This is a genomic window from Pantoea sp. UBA6567, from assembly GCF_002434165.1.
Lineage (GTDB): Bacteria > Pseudomonadota > Gammaproteobacteria > Enterobacterales > Enterobacteriaceae > Pantoea > Pantoea eucrina.
The window spans coordinates 464877-480320 of sequence record NZ_DJJN01000003.1 but is presented as its reverse complement, the minus strand read 5'-3'; the positions used below and the strand labels follow the sequence as shown (position 1 = coordinate 480320).

General features: G+C 57.1%; 11 protein-coding genes and 1 riboswitch. Of the genes, 5 read left to right on the top strand and 6 right to left on the bottom strand.

What is annotated here, in order from left to right:
- The first annotated feature begins 289 nt into the window (after positions 1-289).
- The 4 genes from metA (at position 290) to aceK (ending at position 6201) form a co-directional block, all read left to right on the top strand.
- Positions 290-1219: a homoserine O-acetyltransferase MetA gene (gene metA, locus B4M48_RS03425; protein ID WP_071668471.1), complete on the top strand. Its 930-nt coding sequence runs from the start codon at positions 290-292 to the stop codon at positions 1217-1219.
- Between the two features lie 260 nt (positions 1220-1479).
- Positions 1480-3078 carry a malate synthase A gene (aceB, locus tag B4M48_RS03420; RefSeq protein ID WP_039381859.1) on the top strand — a complete coding sequence of 533 codons (1599 nt, stop codon included), beginning with the start codon at positions 1480-1482 and terminating at the stop codon, positions 3076-3078.
- Positions 3079-3095: 17 nt separating this feature from the next.
- On the top strand, positions 3096-4397 hold the full coding sequence (gene aceA / locus B4M48_RS03415) for an isocitrate lyase (RefSeq protein WP_288655921.1): 1302 nt from the start codon (positions 3096-3098) through the stop codon (positions 4395-4397).
- A 67-nt stretch (positions 4398-4464) separates the two neighbouring features.
- Positions 4465-6201 carry a bifunctional isocitrate dehydrogenase kinase/phosphatase gene (gene aceK, locus B4M48_RS03410; RefSeq protein WP_039381865.1) on the top strand — a complete coding sequence of 579 codons (1737 nt, stop codon included), beginning with the start codon at positions 4465-4467 and terminating at the stop codon, positions 6199-6201.
- Here aceK and iclR read toward each other — a convergent pair.
- From iclR to pgi, 6 genes are all read right to left on the bottom strand, one after another.
- On the bottom strand, positions 6198-7031 hold the full coding sequence (gene iclR, locus B4M48_RS03405; protein ID WP_039381868.1) for a glyoxylate bypass operon transcriptional repressor IclR: 834 nt from the start codon (positions 7029-7031) through the stop codon (positions 6198-6200). The genes aceK and iclR overlap by 4 nt on opposite strands.
- A 192-nt stretch (positions 7032-7223) precedes the next feature.
- On the bottom strand, positions 7224-9314 hold the full coding sequence (locus B4M48_RS03400; RefSeq protein WP_104085632.1) for a YjbH domain-containing protein: 2091 nt from the start codon (positions 9312-9314) through the stop codon (positions 7224-7226).
- Positions 9314-10051 carry a capsule biosynthesis GfcC family protein gene (locus tag B4M48_RS03395; RefSeq protein ID WP_039381872.1) on the bottom strand — a complete coding sequence of 246 codons (738 nt, stop codon included), beginning with the start codon at positions 10049-10051 and terminating at the stop codon, positions 9314-9316. Before B4M48_RS03395 ends, B4M48_RS03400 begins: the two co-directional genes overlap by 1 nt.
- Entirely contained in the window at positions 10048-10695 is a 648-nt protein-coding gene (locus tag B4M48_RS03390; protein ID WP_288655917.1) for a YjbF family lipoprotein, read from the bottom strand. The genes B4M48_RS03395 and B4M48_RS03390 overlap by 4 nt, the downstream gene beginning before the upstream one ends.
- Positions 10696-10770: 75 nt before the next feature.
- Positions 10771-11022, bottom strand: coding sequence for an exopolysaccharide production protein YjbE (gene yjbE, locus B4M48_RS03385; protein WP_113655588.1), 252 nt, complete (start codon positions 11020-11022; stop codon positions 10771-10773).
- Positions 11023-11529: 507 nt separating this feature from the next.
- Complete coding sequence (pgi, locus tag B4M48_RS03380; protein ID WP_065650404.1) at positions 11530-13176, bottom strand: glucose-6-phosphate isomerase; 1647 nt, start codon at positions 13174-13176, stop codon at positions 11530-11532.
- A gap of 454 nt (positions 13177-13630) precedes the next feature.
- Positions 13631-13825, top strand: a riboswitch (Lysine riboswitch).
- A gap of 112 nt (positions 13826-13937) precedes the next feature.
- On the opposite strand from pgi, the gene lysC reads away from it, so the two are divergent.
- Positions 13938-15293: a lysine-sensitive aspartokinase 3 gene (lysC, locus tag B4M48_RS03375; protein WP_039381879.1), complete on the top strand. Its 1356-nt coding sequence runs from the start codon at positions 13938-13940 to the stop codon at positions 15291-15293.
- Positions 15294-15444 lie beyond the last annotated feature (151 nt).

Below are 15444 nucleotides of genomic sequence, written 5' to 3'. Positions count from 1 at the left end.
GTTCAGGGCTTTTTTACGTCTGCAGAAAATAACTTTTATGTTCGCTCACGGGTATTGCTGAAGCATCAGCATGCTATGGGTACTTTTTTTACCTCAAAAAAGATCTTACCGTCTCGCTTTTAGTGCCGGCGCAATTTCCTTTCTTCTCTGTCGCTGTCGGTTATGCCACATTAAGCTGAAACATTTTCATAAATAGCATGAAGTCTCGACATTCCGCGTATGCCAGGCTAATCTCGGGCATCTGGATGTCTAAACGTTTATATGGTTATCAGCAAGAGGTGAGCAGGTTATGCCAATCAGGGTGCCCGACGAATTACCGGCAGTGAATTTCTTACGTGATGAAAATGTGTTTGTGATGACCTCATCGCGCGCCCGTGTTCAGGAGATCCGCCCGTTAAAAGTACTGATCCTTAACCTGATGCCAAAAAAGATCGAGACTGAAAATCAGTTTTTACGTCTGCTCTCTAACTCACCGCTGCAAATTGATGTGCAGCTATTGCGGATAGACAGCCGCGAATCGCGCAATACCCCCAGCGAACATCTGAATAACTTTTACTGCAATTTCGAAGAGATACAGCACGATAACTTCGATGGCCTGATTGTGACAGGTGCGCCGCTGGGTCTGGTTGACTTTAACGACGTCGCCTACTGGCCGCAGATCCAGCGCGTGCTGCACTGGGCAAACGAGCATGTCACCTCTACGCTGTTTGTCTGCTGGGCGGTACAGGCTGCGCTGAACATTCTGTATGGTATTCCCAAGCAGACGCGGCAAAACAAACTGTCAGGCGTCTATGAACATCAGATCCTGCATCCGCACGCTTTGCTGACGCGCGGCTTTGATGACAATTTTCTGGCGCCGCATTCGCGCTATGCAGATTTTCCCAGCCAGCTTATACGCGACTACACCGATCTTGAGCTGTTTGCTGAATCTGAGGCAACCGGCGCCTATCTGATGGCGAGTAAAGACAAGCGGCTGGCCTTTGTAACCGGGCACCCGGAATATGACGCGCTGACGCTTGCGGGTGAGTTTCATCGCGATAATGACGCGGGCCTGCAGCCGGAAGTGCCGTTTAACTACTTTCCGCAGAATAACCCGGCCCTGCCGCCGCGTGCGACCTGGCGCAGCCATGGTAACCTGCTGTTTTCTAACTGGCTGAACTACTATGTTTACCAGATCACGCCGTTTGATCTGCGCCATATGAATCCGACTCTCGACTGATCTCTTTTTAGCTTCTCTCCACCGCGATCGCCCTCAGGCCATCGCGGTTTTTTTATGTCTTTTCCAAAGCAGAAACCATTGCCTTTATTTTGATACTTTAAATAACAGTATATACAGATAGTTAATGCTTATCTTTTCATAAAATGGAAATAGTTTTTGAAATAAAAATTAAAATGCATATGCTCTGATCCTGTCGGTTACAAAACATCCAGTATTCTGATCCCGGCAGTAAACCAGGATCGCTTCAGGAGAGAGCCAGCATGACAGACACGATTATTCACTCTACGCTGACCTTCACTCAGCCCTTCTCAGACGCGGAGCAGCAACTGCTGACGCCGGCGGCTATCGATTTTCTGCAGGCGCTGGTCGTGCGCTTTGCCCCGGAACGCGATCGACTGCTTAAAGCGCGGCAGCAGCGCCAGCGGGACTACGATCGCGGAGCGCTGCCTGACTTTAATGCGGAAACCACTTCCATTCGTGAAAATGAATGGCAGGTGCGCCCGCTGCCTGAGCTGCTGTGCGATCGCCGGGTCGAAATTACCGGGCCACCCGATCGCAAAATGACCATTAACGCGCTGAACGCCAACGTTAAGGTTTTTATGGCGGATTTCGAGGATTCGCTGGCTCCGTGCTGGAGCAAGCTGATTGAAGGGCAGCAGGTGCTGCGTGAAGCGGTCGCCGGTACGCTGCGTTTTACCCGCGATGATGGCCGGATCTACCAGCTGCGCTCCGATCCTGCACTGCTGATGTGCCGGGTGCGCGGATTACATCTGGCTGAAAAGCATGTGGAGTGGCGCGACAAAGCGATTCCGGCTGGCCTGTTTGATTTTGCTCTCTTTGTATTCCATAACGTGCGGGCGCTGCAGGAAAAAGGGCATGCACCGTGGTTTTATCTGCCTAAAACCGAGCACGCCAGTGAGGTAGCGTGGTGGCGTGAGATCTTCCGCTTCAGCGAAGATCGTTTTGATCTGCCGCGTGGCACGATCAAAGCCACGGTACTGATTGAAACGCTGCCCGCGGTGTTTCAGATGGATGAAATCCTGTGGGAGCTGCGCGACCACGCCGTAGCGCTTAACTGCGGCCGCTGGGATTACATCTTCAGCTACATCAAAACGCTGGGGCAGCACGGCGATCGCATTCTGCCCGATCGACAGCAGATCACCATGGATCAGCCATTTCTGGATACGTACTCCCGGCTGCTGATTAAAACCTGCCACCGGCGCGGCGTACTGGCAATGGGCGGCATGTCTGCACTCATCCCGGCGCAGGAAGAGACGCGCAATGCGTGGGTAAAAGAGAAAGTTGAGGAAGATAAAGCGCGCGAAGCGGGTAACGGCCATGACGGGACATGGGTTGCGCATCCTGGTCTGGCAGATATTGCCATGAAGGTGTTTGATCGCCAGCTGGGCGATCGCGCCAATCAGCTGCACGTGACGCGTAATACCGATTCGCCGGTAACGGCTGAGCGGCTGCTGCGTCCCTGCCGCGGTTTACGTACCGAAGCGGGCATGCGCGCAAACATCCGCGTTGCGCTGCAGTATCTGGAAGCGTGGATTAGCGGTAACGGCTGCGTGCCGATTGAGGGACTGATGGAAGATGCGGCAACGGCTGAAATCGCCCGCGCCTCTATCTGGCAGTGGATCCGTCACAAACAGATCCTGAGTGATGGCCAGCTGGTCACTGCTGCCCTGTTTGAGCAGTTTCTTGACGAAGAGCTGGCCGCACTGCGCCAGCGCTACGGCGATATACGTTTTCAGCAGGGACGTTTTGAAGATGCGGCCGCGCTGATGGCGCAAATCACCACGGATAAAGAGCTGGTTCCATTTCTGACGCTGCCAGGCTACCGCCTGCTGGCCTGACCCCCGGAGAGAGTGCTATGAATCGGACACAACAGATCACACAACTGGAAATGAGCTGGCAGGATGCGCGCTGGAACGGTATCACGCGTCCCTATCGGGCAGAAGAGGTCATCAGCCTGCGCGGCTCGGTAACGCCCGCCTGCACGCTGGCAGAACGGGGCGCCGTCAGGCTCTGGTCGCTGCTGAACGGCGGCGCGACTAAAGGTTATATCAATAGCCTTGGTGCGTTAACCGGGGGGCAGGCAGTGCAGCAGGCGAAAGCCGGTATCGAAGCGATCTATCTCTCGGGCTGGCAGGTGGCGGCGGATGCAAACCTCGCCGGTCAGATGTACCCCGATCAGTCGCTCTATCCGGTTAACTCTGTACCGGAGGTGGTGCAGCGGATTAACCAGAGCTTTCAGCGCGCCGATCAGATCCAGTGGGCCAGCGGCCTGTCGCCGGAAGATGACGCGTATGTCGACTATTTTCTGCCGATAGTGGCCGATGCGGAGGCGGGCTTTGGCGGCGTACTGAACGCTTTTGAGCTGATGAAATCGATGATTGTGGCCGGGGCTGGCGCCGTGCATTTTGAAGATCAGCTGGCGGCGGTAAAAAAATGCGGCCATATGGGCGGTAAGGTGCTGGTGCCAACGCAGGACGCGATTCAGAAACTGGTAGCTGCACGCCTTGCGGCTGATGTCATGAATGTGCCAACCGTGCTGATTGCGCGCACCGATGCGGATGCCGCTGACTTAATTACTTCTGACTGCGATCCGAACGACAGCGCGTTTATCACCGGTGAACGTACGTCGGAGGGGTTTTATCGCACCCGTGCCGGGATCGAGCAGGCGATCAGCCGCGGTCTTGCCTATGCGCCCTATGCCGATGTTTTATGGTGTGAAACCTCCACGCCCGATCTGGCGCTGGCGCAGCGCTTTGCTGACGCGATACACGCGCGCTATCCCGGCAAACTGCTGGCTTATAACTGCTCACCCTCATTTAACTGGAAGAAAAACCTCGACGATCGCACCATCGCACGCTTTCAGCAGGCGCTGAGCGACATGGGCTATCGCTTTCAGTTTATTACGCTGGCCGGGATCCACAGCATGTGGTTCAGCATGTTTGACCTGGCGCACGCGTACGCGCAGGGCGAGGGGATGCGCCACTACGTTGAAAAAGTGCAGCAGCCGGAATTTGCGGCGCGCGACAAAGGCTACACCTTTTCATCGCATCAGCAGGAAGTGGGCACCGGTTACTTTGATCGCATCACCACGGTGATTCAGGGCGGCGCATCTTCTGTGACGGCCCTGACCGGCTCAACGGAAACCGCGCAGTTCTGATCGGATCGGCAAGAGAGGCGCCGCTGCTGTGCAGCGGCTCGTGGCCACCGCGTACCGGAGATAACTGATGTCACCCGGAGAATCCCTTATTGCCCATACCATTCTGCAGGGCTTTGACGCGCAGTACGGTCGTTTTCTCGATATCACCGCCGGTGCGCAGCAGCGGTTTGAGCAGGCGGACTGGCCGGCGGCGCAGCGCGCCATGAAGGAGCGCATACATCTGTATGATCATCATGTCACCCTGGTAGTCAGTCAGTTGCGCGTGCTGAACGGGCAGGCGGAGTGGGATACCGCCTTCTGGCTGCGGGTAAAGGCGCACTATGAGACGCTGCTGCCGGGCTATCCGCGCCATGAAATTGCAGAGAGCTTTTTTAACTCCGTTTACTGCCGGCTGCAGGGGCACAGCCATCTGTTTCCGGAGCGGCTGTTTATTCACTCCTCGCAGCCGGGTTTGCAACAACCGGAAGCGCAGCGTCCACTGTCGCGTCGCTATGCTCCCCGGCCGGACTGGCAGAGTGCGCTGCGGCAGCTGCTGTCCGATCTTCCCCTGCGGCTGACGTGGCAGGATCGGGCACGCGATATCCGCTGGATTGAGCGGCATCTGAAGGAGCAGTTCAGCGCGGCGCAGCTGGCCGGTGCCGTGCTGGAGGTCGCCAGCGAACTTTTCTATCGTAACAAAACCGCGTGGATTGTCGCGCGGCTGCAGTTCCGCAGCGGTGAGATCCTGCCCTGTCTGCTGCCGATCCAGCGCGACAGCGATGGGCAGCTGTGGATCGATACCTGCCTGACGGATCGCGATGAGGCGAGCATCGTATTTGGCTTCGCCCGCGCCAGCTTCATGGTTTACGCCCCGGTGCCTGCGGCGCTGGTGGCGTGGCTGCAGCCGCTGCTGCCAGGCAAAACCCTCGCCGAGCGCTATATCGCCATTGGCTGCCAGAAACACGGTAAAACCGAGAGCTACCGCGAATATCTGCACTATCTGGCACACCATGATGACGCATTTGCGCCTGCGCCTGGCGTGCGCGGCATGGTGATGCTGGTGTTTACTCTGCCGGGCTACGATCGGGTATTCAAGGTCATTAAAGACCGTTTCGCGCCGCAAAAGGAGGTAACGGAAGCGCAGGTGCACGACTGCTACCGGCTGGTCAAAGAGCACGATCGCGTCGGACGCATGGCGGATACGCAGGAGTTTCGCTATTTTGCCCTGCCGCGCGCGCGGATCCCGGACGCGCTGATGGCGGAGTTCATGCGCGATATACCGGAAAAGATCACGCTGCGCGATGAGAACGTTATCATTCGTCATCTCTGGCTGGAGCGTCGCATGGAGCCGCTCAACCTCTGGCTGCAGCACGCCAGCGAGGCGCAGCGTCGGCATGCGCTGGAGGAGTATGGCAATGCCATCTGTCAGCTGGCGGCGGCTAACATTTTTCCCGGCGATATGCTGTTTAAAAATTTCGGTATGACGCGCCACGGGCGCGTGGTGTTTTATGACTACGATGAAATCCGCCTGATGACTGAGCTGATATTCCGTGACGTTCCGCCCGCGCGTTATGAAGAGCAGGAGCTGCAGGCAGAGCCCTGGTACAGCGTCGGGCCCGATGACATATTTCCGGAGACGTTCCGTTACGCGCTCTGCAGCGAACCCGCGACCGGCAGGCTGCTGCAGACGCTGCATCCGCAGCTGTTTGACCCCGGCTGGTGGCGATCGCTGCAGGCGCAGATCCGCAATGGCCATGTTGAAGAGGCGATGGCGTGGCGTAACGCCCGGCGCTTCAGCGTGCGCTACGCCACGGTAGCAGTTTAACGCCCGGCGTACGCCTGCGTGACCGTTCGGGCGGCGCGGATCACCAGCGCACCCAGCTCGGTAATACGATCGTCCGTCATACGGGCCAGCGGGCCTGAAATAGAGATCGCGGCAAACGCGTCGCCGTGCTCGTCATAAATAGGTGCCGCTACGCAGCGCAGCCCCAGCGCATGCTCCTCATCATCATGCGAGAAGCCCATTTTGCGGATCAGCGCCAGATTCTCTTTCAGCGTATGCGGCGACATCAGCGTTTTAGGCGTATAGCCGTGCAGGCCTTTCTGATGCAGCAGTGCAGTTACCTGATCGTCATTCAGATGGGCCAGAAAAGCTTTCCCGGCGCCGGAAGCGTGCATCGGCAGCTTGCCGCCAATCGGGGCTGACATACGCATCAGCTGCGTGCACTGCACCTGATCAACAATCACCGCCTGATAATCACTCAGGTCCAGCACCGCCAGATTCACCGTCTCGCCAGCTTCCTCCATCAGTCGCCGTAACACCGGATGCACAATGGCCAGCAGATTGCGGCTCTGCAGAAAACTGCTGCCCACCACAAAGGCGTGGGCGCCAATCGTCCAGTAGCCCAGATCGCCCACCTGATGCACAAAGCCCTGCTGCTGCATCGTGGAGAGCAGACGATGCGTGGTTGAATTTGGCAGGCCCGCCTGCTGCGCCAGCTCGGTCAGCGCCACGCTGCCGTGCGCGTCGGCAATTAGCTCCAGCAGACGCAGGCCGCGCGTCAGCGACTGAACCTGACCGCCAGCCGGCGGCGTAGCCGCAGGGGAGGTAACGCGAGGTTTTTTTCCGCGTTTAGCCGGTACCGGGGTAGCCATAGTTGCTCCATTTCAGCGTTGTACGTGGAAACCATTTTCGTTTTAACCATTATGGAGGCAAATGCAGTTGTGCTGGTCGGATCTGTGAGCAATGAGGAAAGAAAGCGTGCGGAGTCTGACTGATGCCAGGGGAAAGAGGGGTGGAGAGCATCAGCACAGATAGAGTGCGCGGGTGTTACCCCGCGCCCGATCTTAATTAAACCGCGCGTCGCGATCGGCGGTCAGATCGTAGAGCTGATATTTACGACTCAGCATCTGGCCACCATCACGCGTCAGCGGCACCCAGTTCACCTGTGCACGGCCGCGCGTTGGCGTGACGGTAAACAGATCCATCGGAACCGAAATATAGAAGCCTTTGGTAAAGTCGCCTTCGCCATACGCTTCAGATGAAACGTTGGTTTTGGTGGCGTAGAAGCCCACGGTGACGCCGCTGTCGTAGCGTTTGGAGATATCCAGCGTGGCGCCTTTATCCTTCGCCAGGTATTGCCCCACGCTCGCTTTCACCAGCACATCCTGCATAAACCACGGGCGCCAGTAGGCGGTCAGATGACCGGTTGGCGCTTTGTAGTCGCGGAACTGCATCATGTTGTCCCAGTCGCGTTGTTTGACATAGTTGGCATCAACGCCCACCGCCCAGTTGCTGTCTACCGGGCGGTAGAGCACTTCAGCACCGGCGCCGCCATACATGGTCTCCAGATAGCCGCCATAAACCTGACCATACAGGTTATTACCGAGGTAATGCATATAGTTGGCCTGCAGATCGTTTACGTAGACATTGTTTTTCACATAGTCGCGGATATGGGTACGCACGCGCGGCAGCGTGGAGTCAGAGGGCGCGCCGTTATAATTGAAGCGGTCATAGTTGTTCACGATATTGCCAAACAGGCTGCCGCCCACCAGCAGGTGATCGGTCAGCCAGTAATCCGCGTTTGCCATCGCGCCAACCTGATACATATAGAAGCTTTCCGGCCCGCCAACTGACTGGTTGAGCACCGGTGACAGGCTGTAGTTCAGGCGATCTTTACGCATAAACAGGCCCTGCTCGGTTGCGCCCGGATCGACCGGATTAACGCGCGACTGCTGCAGCGGCTGCTCATGCCCCAGCGGATAGCCGCTGAGCGTATTATGCAGGCTGGCAACCTGCGTGCGCGTCGTCACCTGCGGCATATTAAAGCGCGACTCCGTGACGGCAATCGTGTCAATGCCGGCCGGCAGGTGATTCATCATAATACGATTGGCGCGATCAACGCCTTCGCGCGTATCGCGATATTTGATCTGCTCACCGCTGACGTAAAGGGTAGCGCCTTTGGTCTGAATGCGCGGGCCATTGAATCCGGCGTCATACTTCAGTGCGCTAAGCTGGCTGGCGACCACGGCAGAATCCAGCAGATCGCCCTGCGGATGCGGGTCGTAAGCAGGCTTCGGCGTATCGATATGCGTCTGGCGCAGATCGTTGAAGTTGGTGCGAATGGTGACGCCAAACATAAAGGTGTTGCCGCGCTCATAGCTGGCATTGATATCTGCCCAGTCAGTAAGGCGATAAATCGCACCGGCGTTGACTTTGCTGCGCTGCTCCAGCCGTCCGGCAAAGTCATCCTGATAGTCGTTGCCCTCATACTCCAGCTTAAGGCGCAGCGGCTGCCACGGCGTCTGATACTCCACGCCGCCAAACAGGGCAGCAGGGCCATGAAACAGCTGTGAGCCATTGACTGAACCGGCCGTGCCGCCACCGGTGCGGCTGCAATAGCTGTCGCTGTAAGAGCAAAACGGGTTTTTCACGGTGCCGCTGTTGCCGAGATAGCCCCAGCCAAGGCCCAGCGTAAAATCGAACGGCCCCCAGGCTTTAGACGCCACCAGATATTCGCTGTCAAACAGCCCGGTGCCGCCGAGGTCGCGTGAACCCACCGCCACCTCCGGCAGCCAGTAGCTCTCCTGCCAGAGGCGCAGTTTCAGATCGAACGCTTTATCTTTATAACTCTGGTTGCCGCTGAAATCTTCCACGCCGCTGTAGCGACGGGTCCGCACATCGGTATAGCGTACGGTGGTTTCCAGCCACGACAGAAGCTGAAGCGAGGCGGAGTAGTAGCGATACTGATCGTTATCCCGCGCGTTAAGGCTGAATTCACCCTCTTTCGCCATGCGGGCGGTAGGCGTCTGCAGCAGGCCGACGCCGCCAAAATCGGATTGTGAAGGACCCACCGGCTGCGGCCAGGTTTCAGCCTGCACCTGGCAGGCGGCAGAGACAGATGCAGCCAGCAGGCTGAGCAGTAGTTGTTTTTTCATTATTGCGGGATCCGGTGAGTCAGAACAGAAATCAGACGCGTATTTAAATCTGCCTGGCCCCACGGCAGGCTCCATGAGGTAAAGCCGAGCCAGATAATGCTGCCGGGTTCAACTTCAGCATGACGCTGATTCCAGTAGGCGACCGGAACCTGACGGACCTCGCCAGATGGCGCAATAACGGTGGCCACGCTGCGATCGCCGCCGGTCAGGCGTTCGTGTGCGGCGAGATAGTCGCGTACGCTGCGTCCGGGCTGCCAGCTCTCTGCGCCAGGCCGGGCGAGGGCGCCCATAATCAGTACCTGGTGCGGTTCCGGCAGGGTATAGAGGTCATAACTGCCCTGCAGCGCACGATCCGCTTCCGGATGCAGCCGCAGCCAGTCGATATCCAGCGAGGTAAACTGCCGGCCGGTAACCGGCAGCGCGTTGAGCTGCCGGATCACTGCACCGATGGTTGCGCCGAGTGCGGCATCGCTGCTGCCCTGCCAGGCACGCAGATCGGTCAGCAGCTGGTGGCGCTGTTGCTGTACGGCAGCGGTAGCACCGCGCTCTGCTATGACGGTGCCGGGCCACCAGGTATTGAGGCCGGGATGCGTCAGCAGCTGGCTCAGACGCTGAACGTCATCAATCTGCATGCTGCTATCGCCTGTCGCAGCGTGCACGGTAATCTGGCCTGCGGCCAGCGCGTTGCCTGCCGCAGGCAGAGCCAGTGCAGCCAGCAGAGTTATTATTTTTTTCATGATTTAGCCGGCTTCAGAAGGGTGGTTACAACAGGAAAGTGGTCAGCGGCAAGCATCTGCTGCGTCTGCAGCACCGTGCCGTCGCGGTTGTCGATCCAGAACGTGTTCTGCCAGGTGCGGTTCAGGCTCGCCATCGACACATTTTCCTGCCAGACGCGGCACGGTATCGCTTCTCCCGCCAGCGTCAGCACTTCATCGGTGCCGCGCTCAAACTGCGAGACCGCCGTTGCGGCGCGTACCCGATCCTGTTCACGCCACTGCACGACGCGTGTCCAGCTGGCACCGTTCTGCAGATGCAGCGCATCAGCCAGCGGATCCCCGGCGAGGTTGCTGACCGCCTGCAGGTTGTCGCGCAGTCCCAGCGTTTTCACCAGGCGGCCATGCTGCATCACCAGCATGGCTTTGTCCTGAGTCACCCACTTTTGCTGACCCGCTTCAAGGTAGCCGAGTACCACAAAGATACGTGCGCCATTGTCGATGCGGGCGTACATACTGGCGTAAGGGAGTTTCTGAATCTGTTCGGTACTGACCGTGACGTCGTCGGGACCATTGACGGCAAGCATGACGGTCTGCTCAAGACCTTTTTGCGTCTGTGTGCAGGCCTGCAGCAACAGACAAAGCAGCAGCAAAGAGAGTTGGCGCACTGTGTGTATCCCTGTCTAAAAAACAAAAGCAAAAAATAACCACACGGCGGTGTGGTCAGGAGTCAAAGCGTATTATCAGCGGGTCGTGCCCGTTGTGGTTGTTGTTGTACCGGTATTTGCGCCATCACCGCCGCCGCCGCCAGCAGCGGCAAGGCCGAGACCTACCAGCGCGCCGAGCGCGCCAATCCCCACCGCGGTCGATGCGCCAGAGGAGATCGCGCCCGCCTGTGCGCCGGCTGCTGCGCCGGTCTCTTCCGGTACGGCGTGGGCGGCAGAAGCGACCGCGAGATATAACAAGGCTGCACCGGCAGCCACGAGTTTTTTCATAACAGCGTTTCCTGCATTTAGAAAAAAAATGAATGAAGGAGCTATCCTGGTTTCAGGCGCATTTACGTCAGAGCAATAAAATATCAGCCTGTAGCAGGCTAAAAAGCGCGCCCGTATCCGGCTGCTGTGGTATTGCAGTCAGAAAAAACCGGCGTGAATAGCTTTTTTCCGTGGCCCGTTTGCTACTGCCTGAAGCGTAAATATGACGACATTATATACGGCAGGATTTTACACTTTTTTAGTAAAATTTGGCACGGAATAGGAATTATCGGATTTTCCTGATGGGTTGTAAATTTAAATCCGCGTGGATTCAGGGGGGCTGAGCGCCTGTTGCACACAATCAGATCCGGTAAAATCTGTGATTTTTGCAGAGGCTTAGCGCAACATCAGATTTTCTGTAGCCAGCCGAAGGGATATTGCATCAGCAATGAATGGCCGTATTAAAACCGGCAAATAAGCGGAATAAAAAAAGGCGGCCAGCGGCCGCCCTGATGATCCTGATGCAAATTAACGCCAGGATTTGTAGCGATTGATCAATCCATTGGTCGAGCTGTCGTGACTGGCAATATCTGCGTCATTTTCCAGCTCAGGCAAAATACGATTTGCCAGCTGTTTGCCCAGTTCCACGCCCCACTGATCGAACGTGTAAATATTCAGAATGGCACCCTGCGTGAAAATCTTATGTTCATACAGCGCAATCAGCGCACCCAGGCTGTAAGGGGTAATTTCGCGCAGCAGAATGGAGTTAGTCGGACGGTTACCTTCAAACACTTTAAACGGCACAACGTGCGCCACTGACTCCGCCGATTTACCGGCATCGGTAAACTCTTTCTCTACCGTATCGCGTGACTTACCAAATGCCAGCGCCTCGGTCTGAGCAAAAAAGTTCGACAGCAGCTTCTGGTGGTGATCGGCCAGCGCGTTATGGGTAATGGCCGGTGCAATAAAGTCGCACGGCACCAGCTTGGTTCCCTGATGGATCAGCTGATAAAACGCATGCTGACCATTGGTGCCAGGCTCGCCCCAGATAATCGGGCCGGTCTGATAGTCGACCGGATTGCCTTCACGATCGACATACTTGCCGTTCGATTCCATGTTGCCCTGCTGGAAATAGGCAGCAAAGCGATGCATATACTGGTCGTAAGGCAGGATCGCTTCGGTTTCGGCACCAAAAAAGTTGTTGTACCAGATACCGATCAGCGCCAGCAGCACCGGCAGGTTCTGCTCCGCCGGAGCGGTGGCAAAATGCTGATCCATCGCGTGTGCGCCGCTGAGCAGCTGCGTGAAGTTGTCAAATCCGATGGAGAGAATAATAGAGAGGCCGATGGCCGACCAGAGCGAGTAGCGCCCGCCAACCCAGTCCCAGAACTCAAACATGTTGCTGGTATCAATACCAAACTCGCTGACCGCTTTGCCGTTGGTAGAGAGCGCGGCAAAATGTTTTGCCACGTGCTGCTGATCGCCCGCCGTTTTCAGGAACCAGTCGCGTGCGCTGTGCGCATTGGTCATGGTTTCCTGCGTGGTGAAGGTTTTTGAGGCCACCAGGAACAGCGTGGTTTCCGGGTTCAGATCTTTCAGCGTCTCAGCAATATGCGTGCCGTCAACGTTGGAGACAAAGTGCATATTCAGATGGTTTTTATAAGGGCGCAGCGCCTCAGTCACCATAAACGGACCGAGATCGGAGCCGCCAATGCCGATGTTGACCACATCGGTAATGGGCTTACCGGTGTATCCCTTCCATTCGCCGCTGATGATACGCTCAGAGAAGCCTTTCATCTTGTCCAGCACGGCGTTGACTTCCGGCATCACATCTTTGCCATCAACCAGAATCGGCGTATTGCTGCGATTGCGCAGCGCCACGTGCAGCACGGCGCGCTCTTCCGTACGGTTGATCTTCTCGCCAGAGAACATCGATTTAATGGCGCCCGCCAGGTCAGTCTCTTTAGCCAGCGCCTGTAATTTTGTGAGGGTTTCCTCAGTGATACGGTTTTTTGAGAAATCCACCAGCATCTGGTCATCGAACGTAGCGGAGAATTTCGCAAAACGATCGGCATCCTGCTGAAAAAGATCGGCGATCTGCACTGATTTCATCTGTTCAAAATGCTGCTGCAGCGCTTGCCACGCTGCGGTTTGTGTCGGATTGATATTTTTCATGGCAACACTCTTGTTGATATAAGAACCGTCATTTCATCCGGGCGCGTTCCGCTGGCCCGGCATGCTTAGTTTCTCTTACGGCGCGCTGCTGATGCCCCGGTGTGCGCCTGTTTATCAGGGGCATAACCGCGTCGGGTACAGTCGAACAGGCATCGCGCAAACGCATTTCAGTATGACCATAGTTGCAGGCGAAAGGAAAAATTTTGTGACCCTGGCCGCACGGTTTCAGTGAAATCCAGGCGCCAGTATGCCGAATGCGGAAAAGATAAATTCTGCGGCGCGTCAGTAAAAAGCCGCGTAAGCGGGCGCTTTTGTATCAGGGATCCCGCATCGGGCGCGGCGCGTATTTACAGCGGGGCTGCACGCGTTAAAAAATCATTTCTCCGGGTGCCACAAGGCTGGACAGCAGCACAATTTGTCGATAATTTATGCCCGCGACTTGCACCTCCGGGTGCAAGCCAGAAGAGGCGCGTCGCCCAGGCAGTGTGTTTGAGGATCCGTATCCGGCGAAAACACATCAGGGGGTGCGACGCCGAGATGGCATAACACGCGGAGTGTTGTGCTGTCGGCTGCAGGGGCTGAATCCTCTGGGTTGTCACCAGAAGCGTCCGCAGTCGGACGTTTCGCAAGGTGAAGTGCTTTTGGTGACTCATCTCCTGATCTTGTCTGTCCAATTCCGCTCTTCTCTTGTGCCAAGGCTGTTATCCCTGTCTTCTGAACCGAATTCCCGGCGGAAGATAACCTGACACGAGGTTTGTTACATGTCTCAACCGTTGATTGTGGCAAAATTTGGTGGCACCAGCGTTGCCGATTTCGATGCCATGAACCGCAGCGCAGACGTTGTGCTGTCCGATGCCCAGACCCGTCTGGTCGTTCTCTCTGCGTCTGCTGGCGTGACGAATCTGCTGGTCGCGCTGGCCGAGGGCCAGGATCAGGCAGAGCGTACCCAGATGCTGGATGAAATTCGCCGTATCCAGTACGCCATTATCGATCGCCTTGCTGCGCCGGATGTGATCCGTGAAGAAATTGACCGCGTGCTGGAAAACATCACCATGCTGTCAGATACCACGGCACTGGCCAATTCTCTGGCTCTTACCGATGAGCTGGTCAGCCACGGCGAACTGATGTCAACGCTGCTGTTTGTCGAGATCCTGCGCGAGCGCGGTGTCAATGCCGAGTGGTTTGACGTTCGCAAAGTGATGCGCACCAGCGATCGTTTTGGCCGGGCCGAGCCGCAGGTGGCTGAGCTGCAGACGCTGGCAGCGGCGCAGCTGCAGCCGCGCATTGCCGAAGCGCTGGTGGTTACCCAGGGCTTCATCGGCAGCGAGAGCAAAGGGCGCACCACCACGCTGGGCCGCGGCGGCAGCGATTATACTGCTGCGCTGCTGGGCGAGGCTCTGCAGGCTGAGCGCATCGATATCTGGACCGACGTGGCAGGTATCTATACTACCGATCCGCGCGTGGTGCCGGCTGCGCGCCGTATCGAAGAGATCACCTTCGAAGAGGCGGCAGAAATGGCAATTTTTGGCGCGAAAGTGCTCCATCCCGCCACGCTGCTGCCGGCGGTACGCAGCGATATCCCGGTGTTTGTTGGCTCCAGTAAAGATCCGGCCGCCGGCGGCACGCGCGTCTGCAATGAAACGCGTAATCCGCCGCTTTTCCGCGCGCTGGCACTGCGTCGCAAGCAGACGCTGCTGACGCTGCACAGCCTGAACATGCTGCACGCGCACGGTTTTCTGGCTGAGGTGTTTGCGATTCTGGCGCGCCATAATGTTTCTGTGGATCTGGTCACCACCTCTGAAGTCAGCGTGGCGCTGACGCTGGATAACACCGGCTCCACCAGCAGCGTGGATAGCCTGCTGACGCAGGCGCTGCTTACCGAGCTCTCTTCGCTGTGCCGCGTGGAAGTTGAAGAGAATCTGGCGCTGGTCGCTATTATCGGTAACAACCTGTCGAAAGCCTGCGGCGTGGGCAAAGAGGTCTTTGGTGCGCTGGAGCCGTTTAATCTGCGCATGATTTGCTACGGTGCCAGCAGCTACAACCTCTGTTTCCTGGTGCCGACGCCAGATGCGGAAGCAGTGGTGCGCGCGCTGCATCACAATCTGTTTGGTGCCTGATACCCCCCTTATGATGCTGATTAGCCGGACGCTGTCCGGCTTTTTTTCCGCCTGAACCCGCCATATCTGCTGGCGTTTGCCGCAAAGCGCAGTGTTATTTCCCGCTTCAGGGCGTAATACGCAGCAGCTGATAGGCAATTGCCGCCGGCAC

Excerpts from the sequence above, each read along its gene's own strand:
- lysC (WP_039381879.1), top strand. The coding sequence starts at position 13,938 with ATGTCTCAACCGTTGATTGTGGCAAAATTTGGTGGCACCAGCGTTGCC.
- iclR (WP_039381868.1), bottom strand. The coding sequence starts at position 7,031 with ATGGCTACCCCGGTACCGGCTAAACGCGGAAAAAAACCTCGCGTTACC.
- yjbE (WP_113655588.1), bottom strand. The coding sequence starts at position 11,022 with ATGAAAAAACTCGTGGCTGCCGGTGCAGCCTTGTTATATCTCGCGGTC.
- pgi (WP_065650404.1), bottom strand. The coding sequence starts at position 13,176 with ATGAAAAATATCAATCCGACACAAACCGCAGCGTGGCAAGCGCTGCAG.
- aceA (WP_288655921.1), top strand. The coding sequence starts at position 3,096 with ATGAATCGGACACAACAGATCACACAACTGGAAATGAGCTGGCAGGAT.
- aceB (WP_039381859.1), top strand. The coding sequence starts at position 1,480 with ATGACAGACACGATTATTCACTCTACGCTGACCTTCACTCAGCCCTTC.
- B4M48_RS03400 (WP_104085632.1), bottom strand. The coding sequence starts at position 9,314 with ATGAAAAAACAACTACTGCTCAGCCTGCTGGCTGCATCTGTCTCTGCC.
- aceK (WP_039381865.1), top strand. The coding sequence starts at position 4,465 with ATGTCACCCGGAGAATCCCTTATTGCCCATACCATTCTGCAGGGCTTT.
- B4M48_RS03395 (WP_039381872.1), bottom strand. The coding sequence starts at position 10,051 with ATGAAAAAAATAATAACTCTGCTGGCTGCACTGGCTCTGCCTGCGGCA.
- metA (WP_071668471.1), top strand. The coding sequence starts at position 290 with ATGCCAATCAGGGTGCCCGACGAATTACCGGCAGTGAATTTCTTACGT.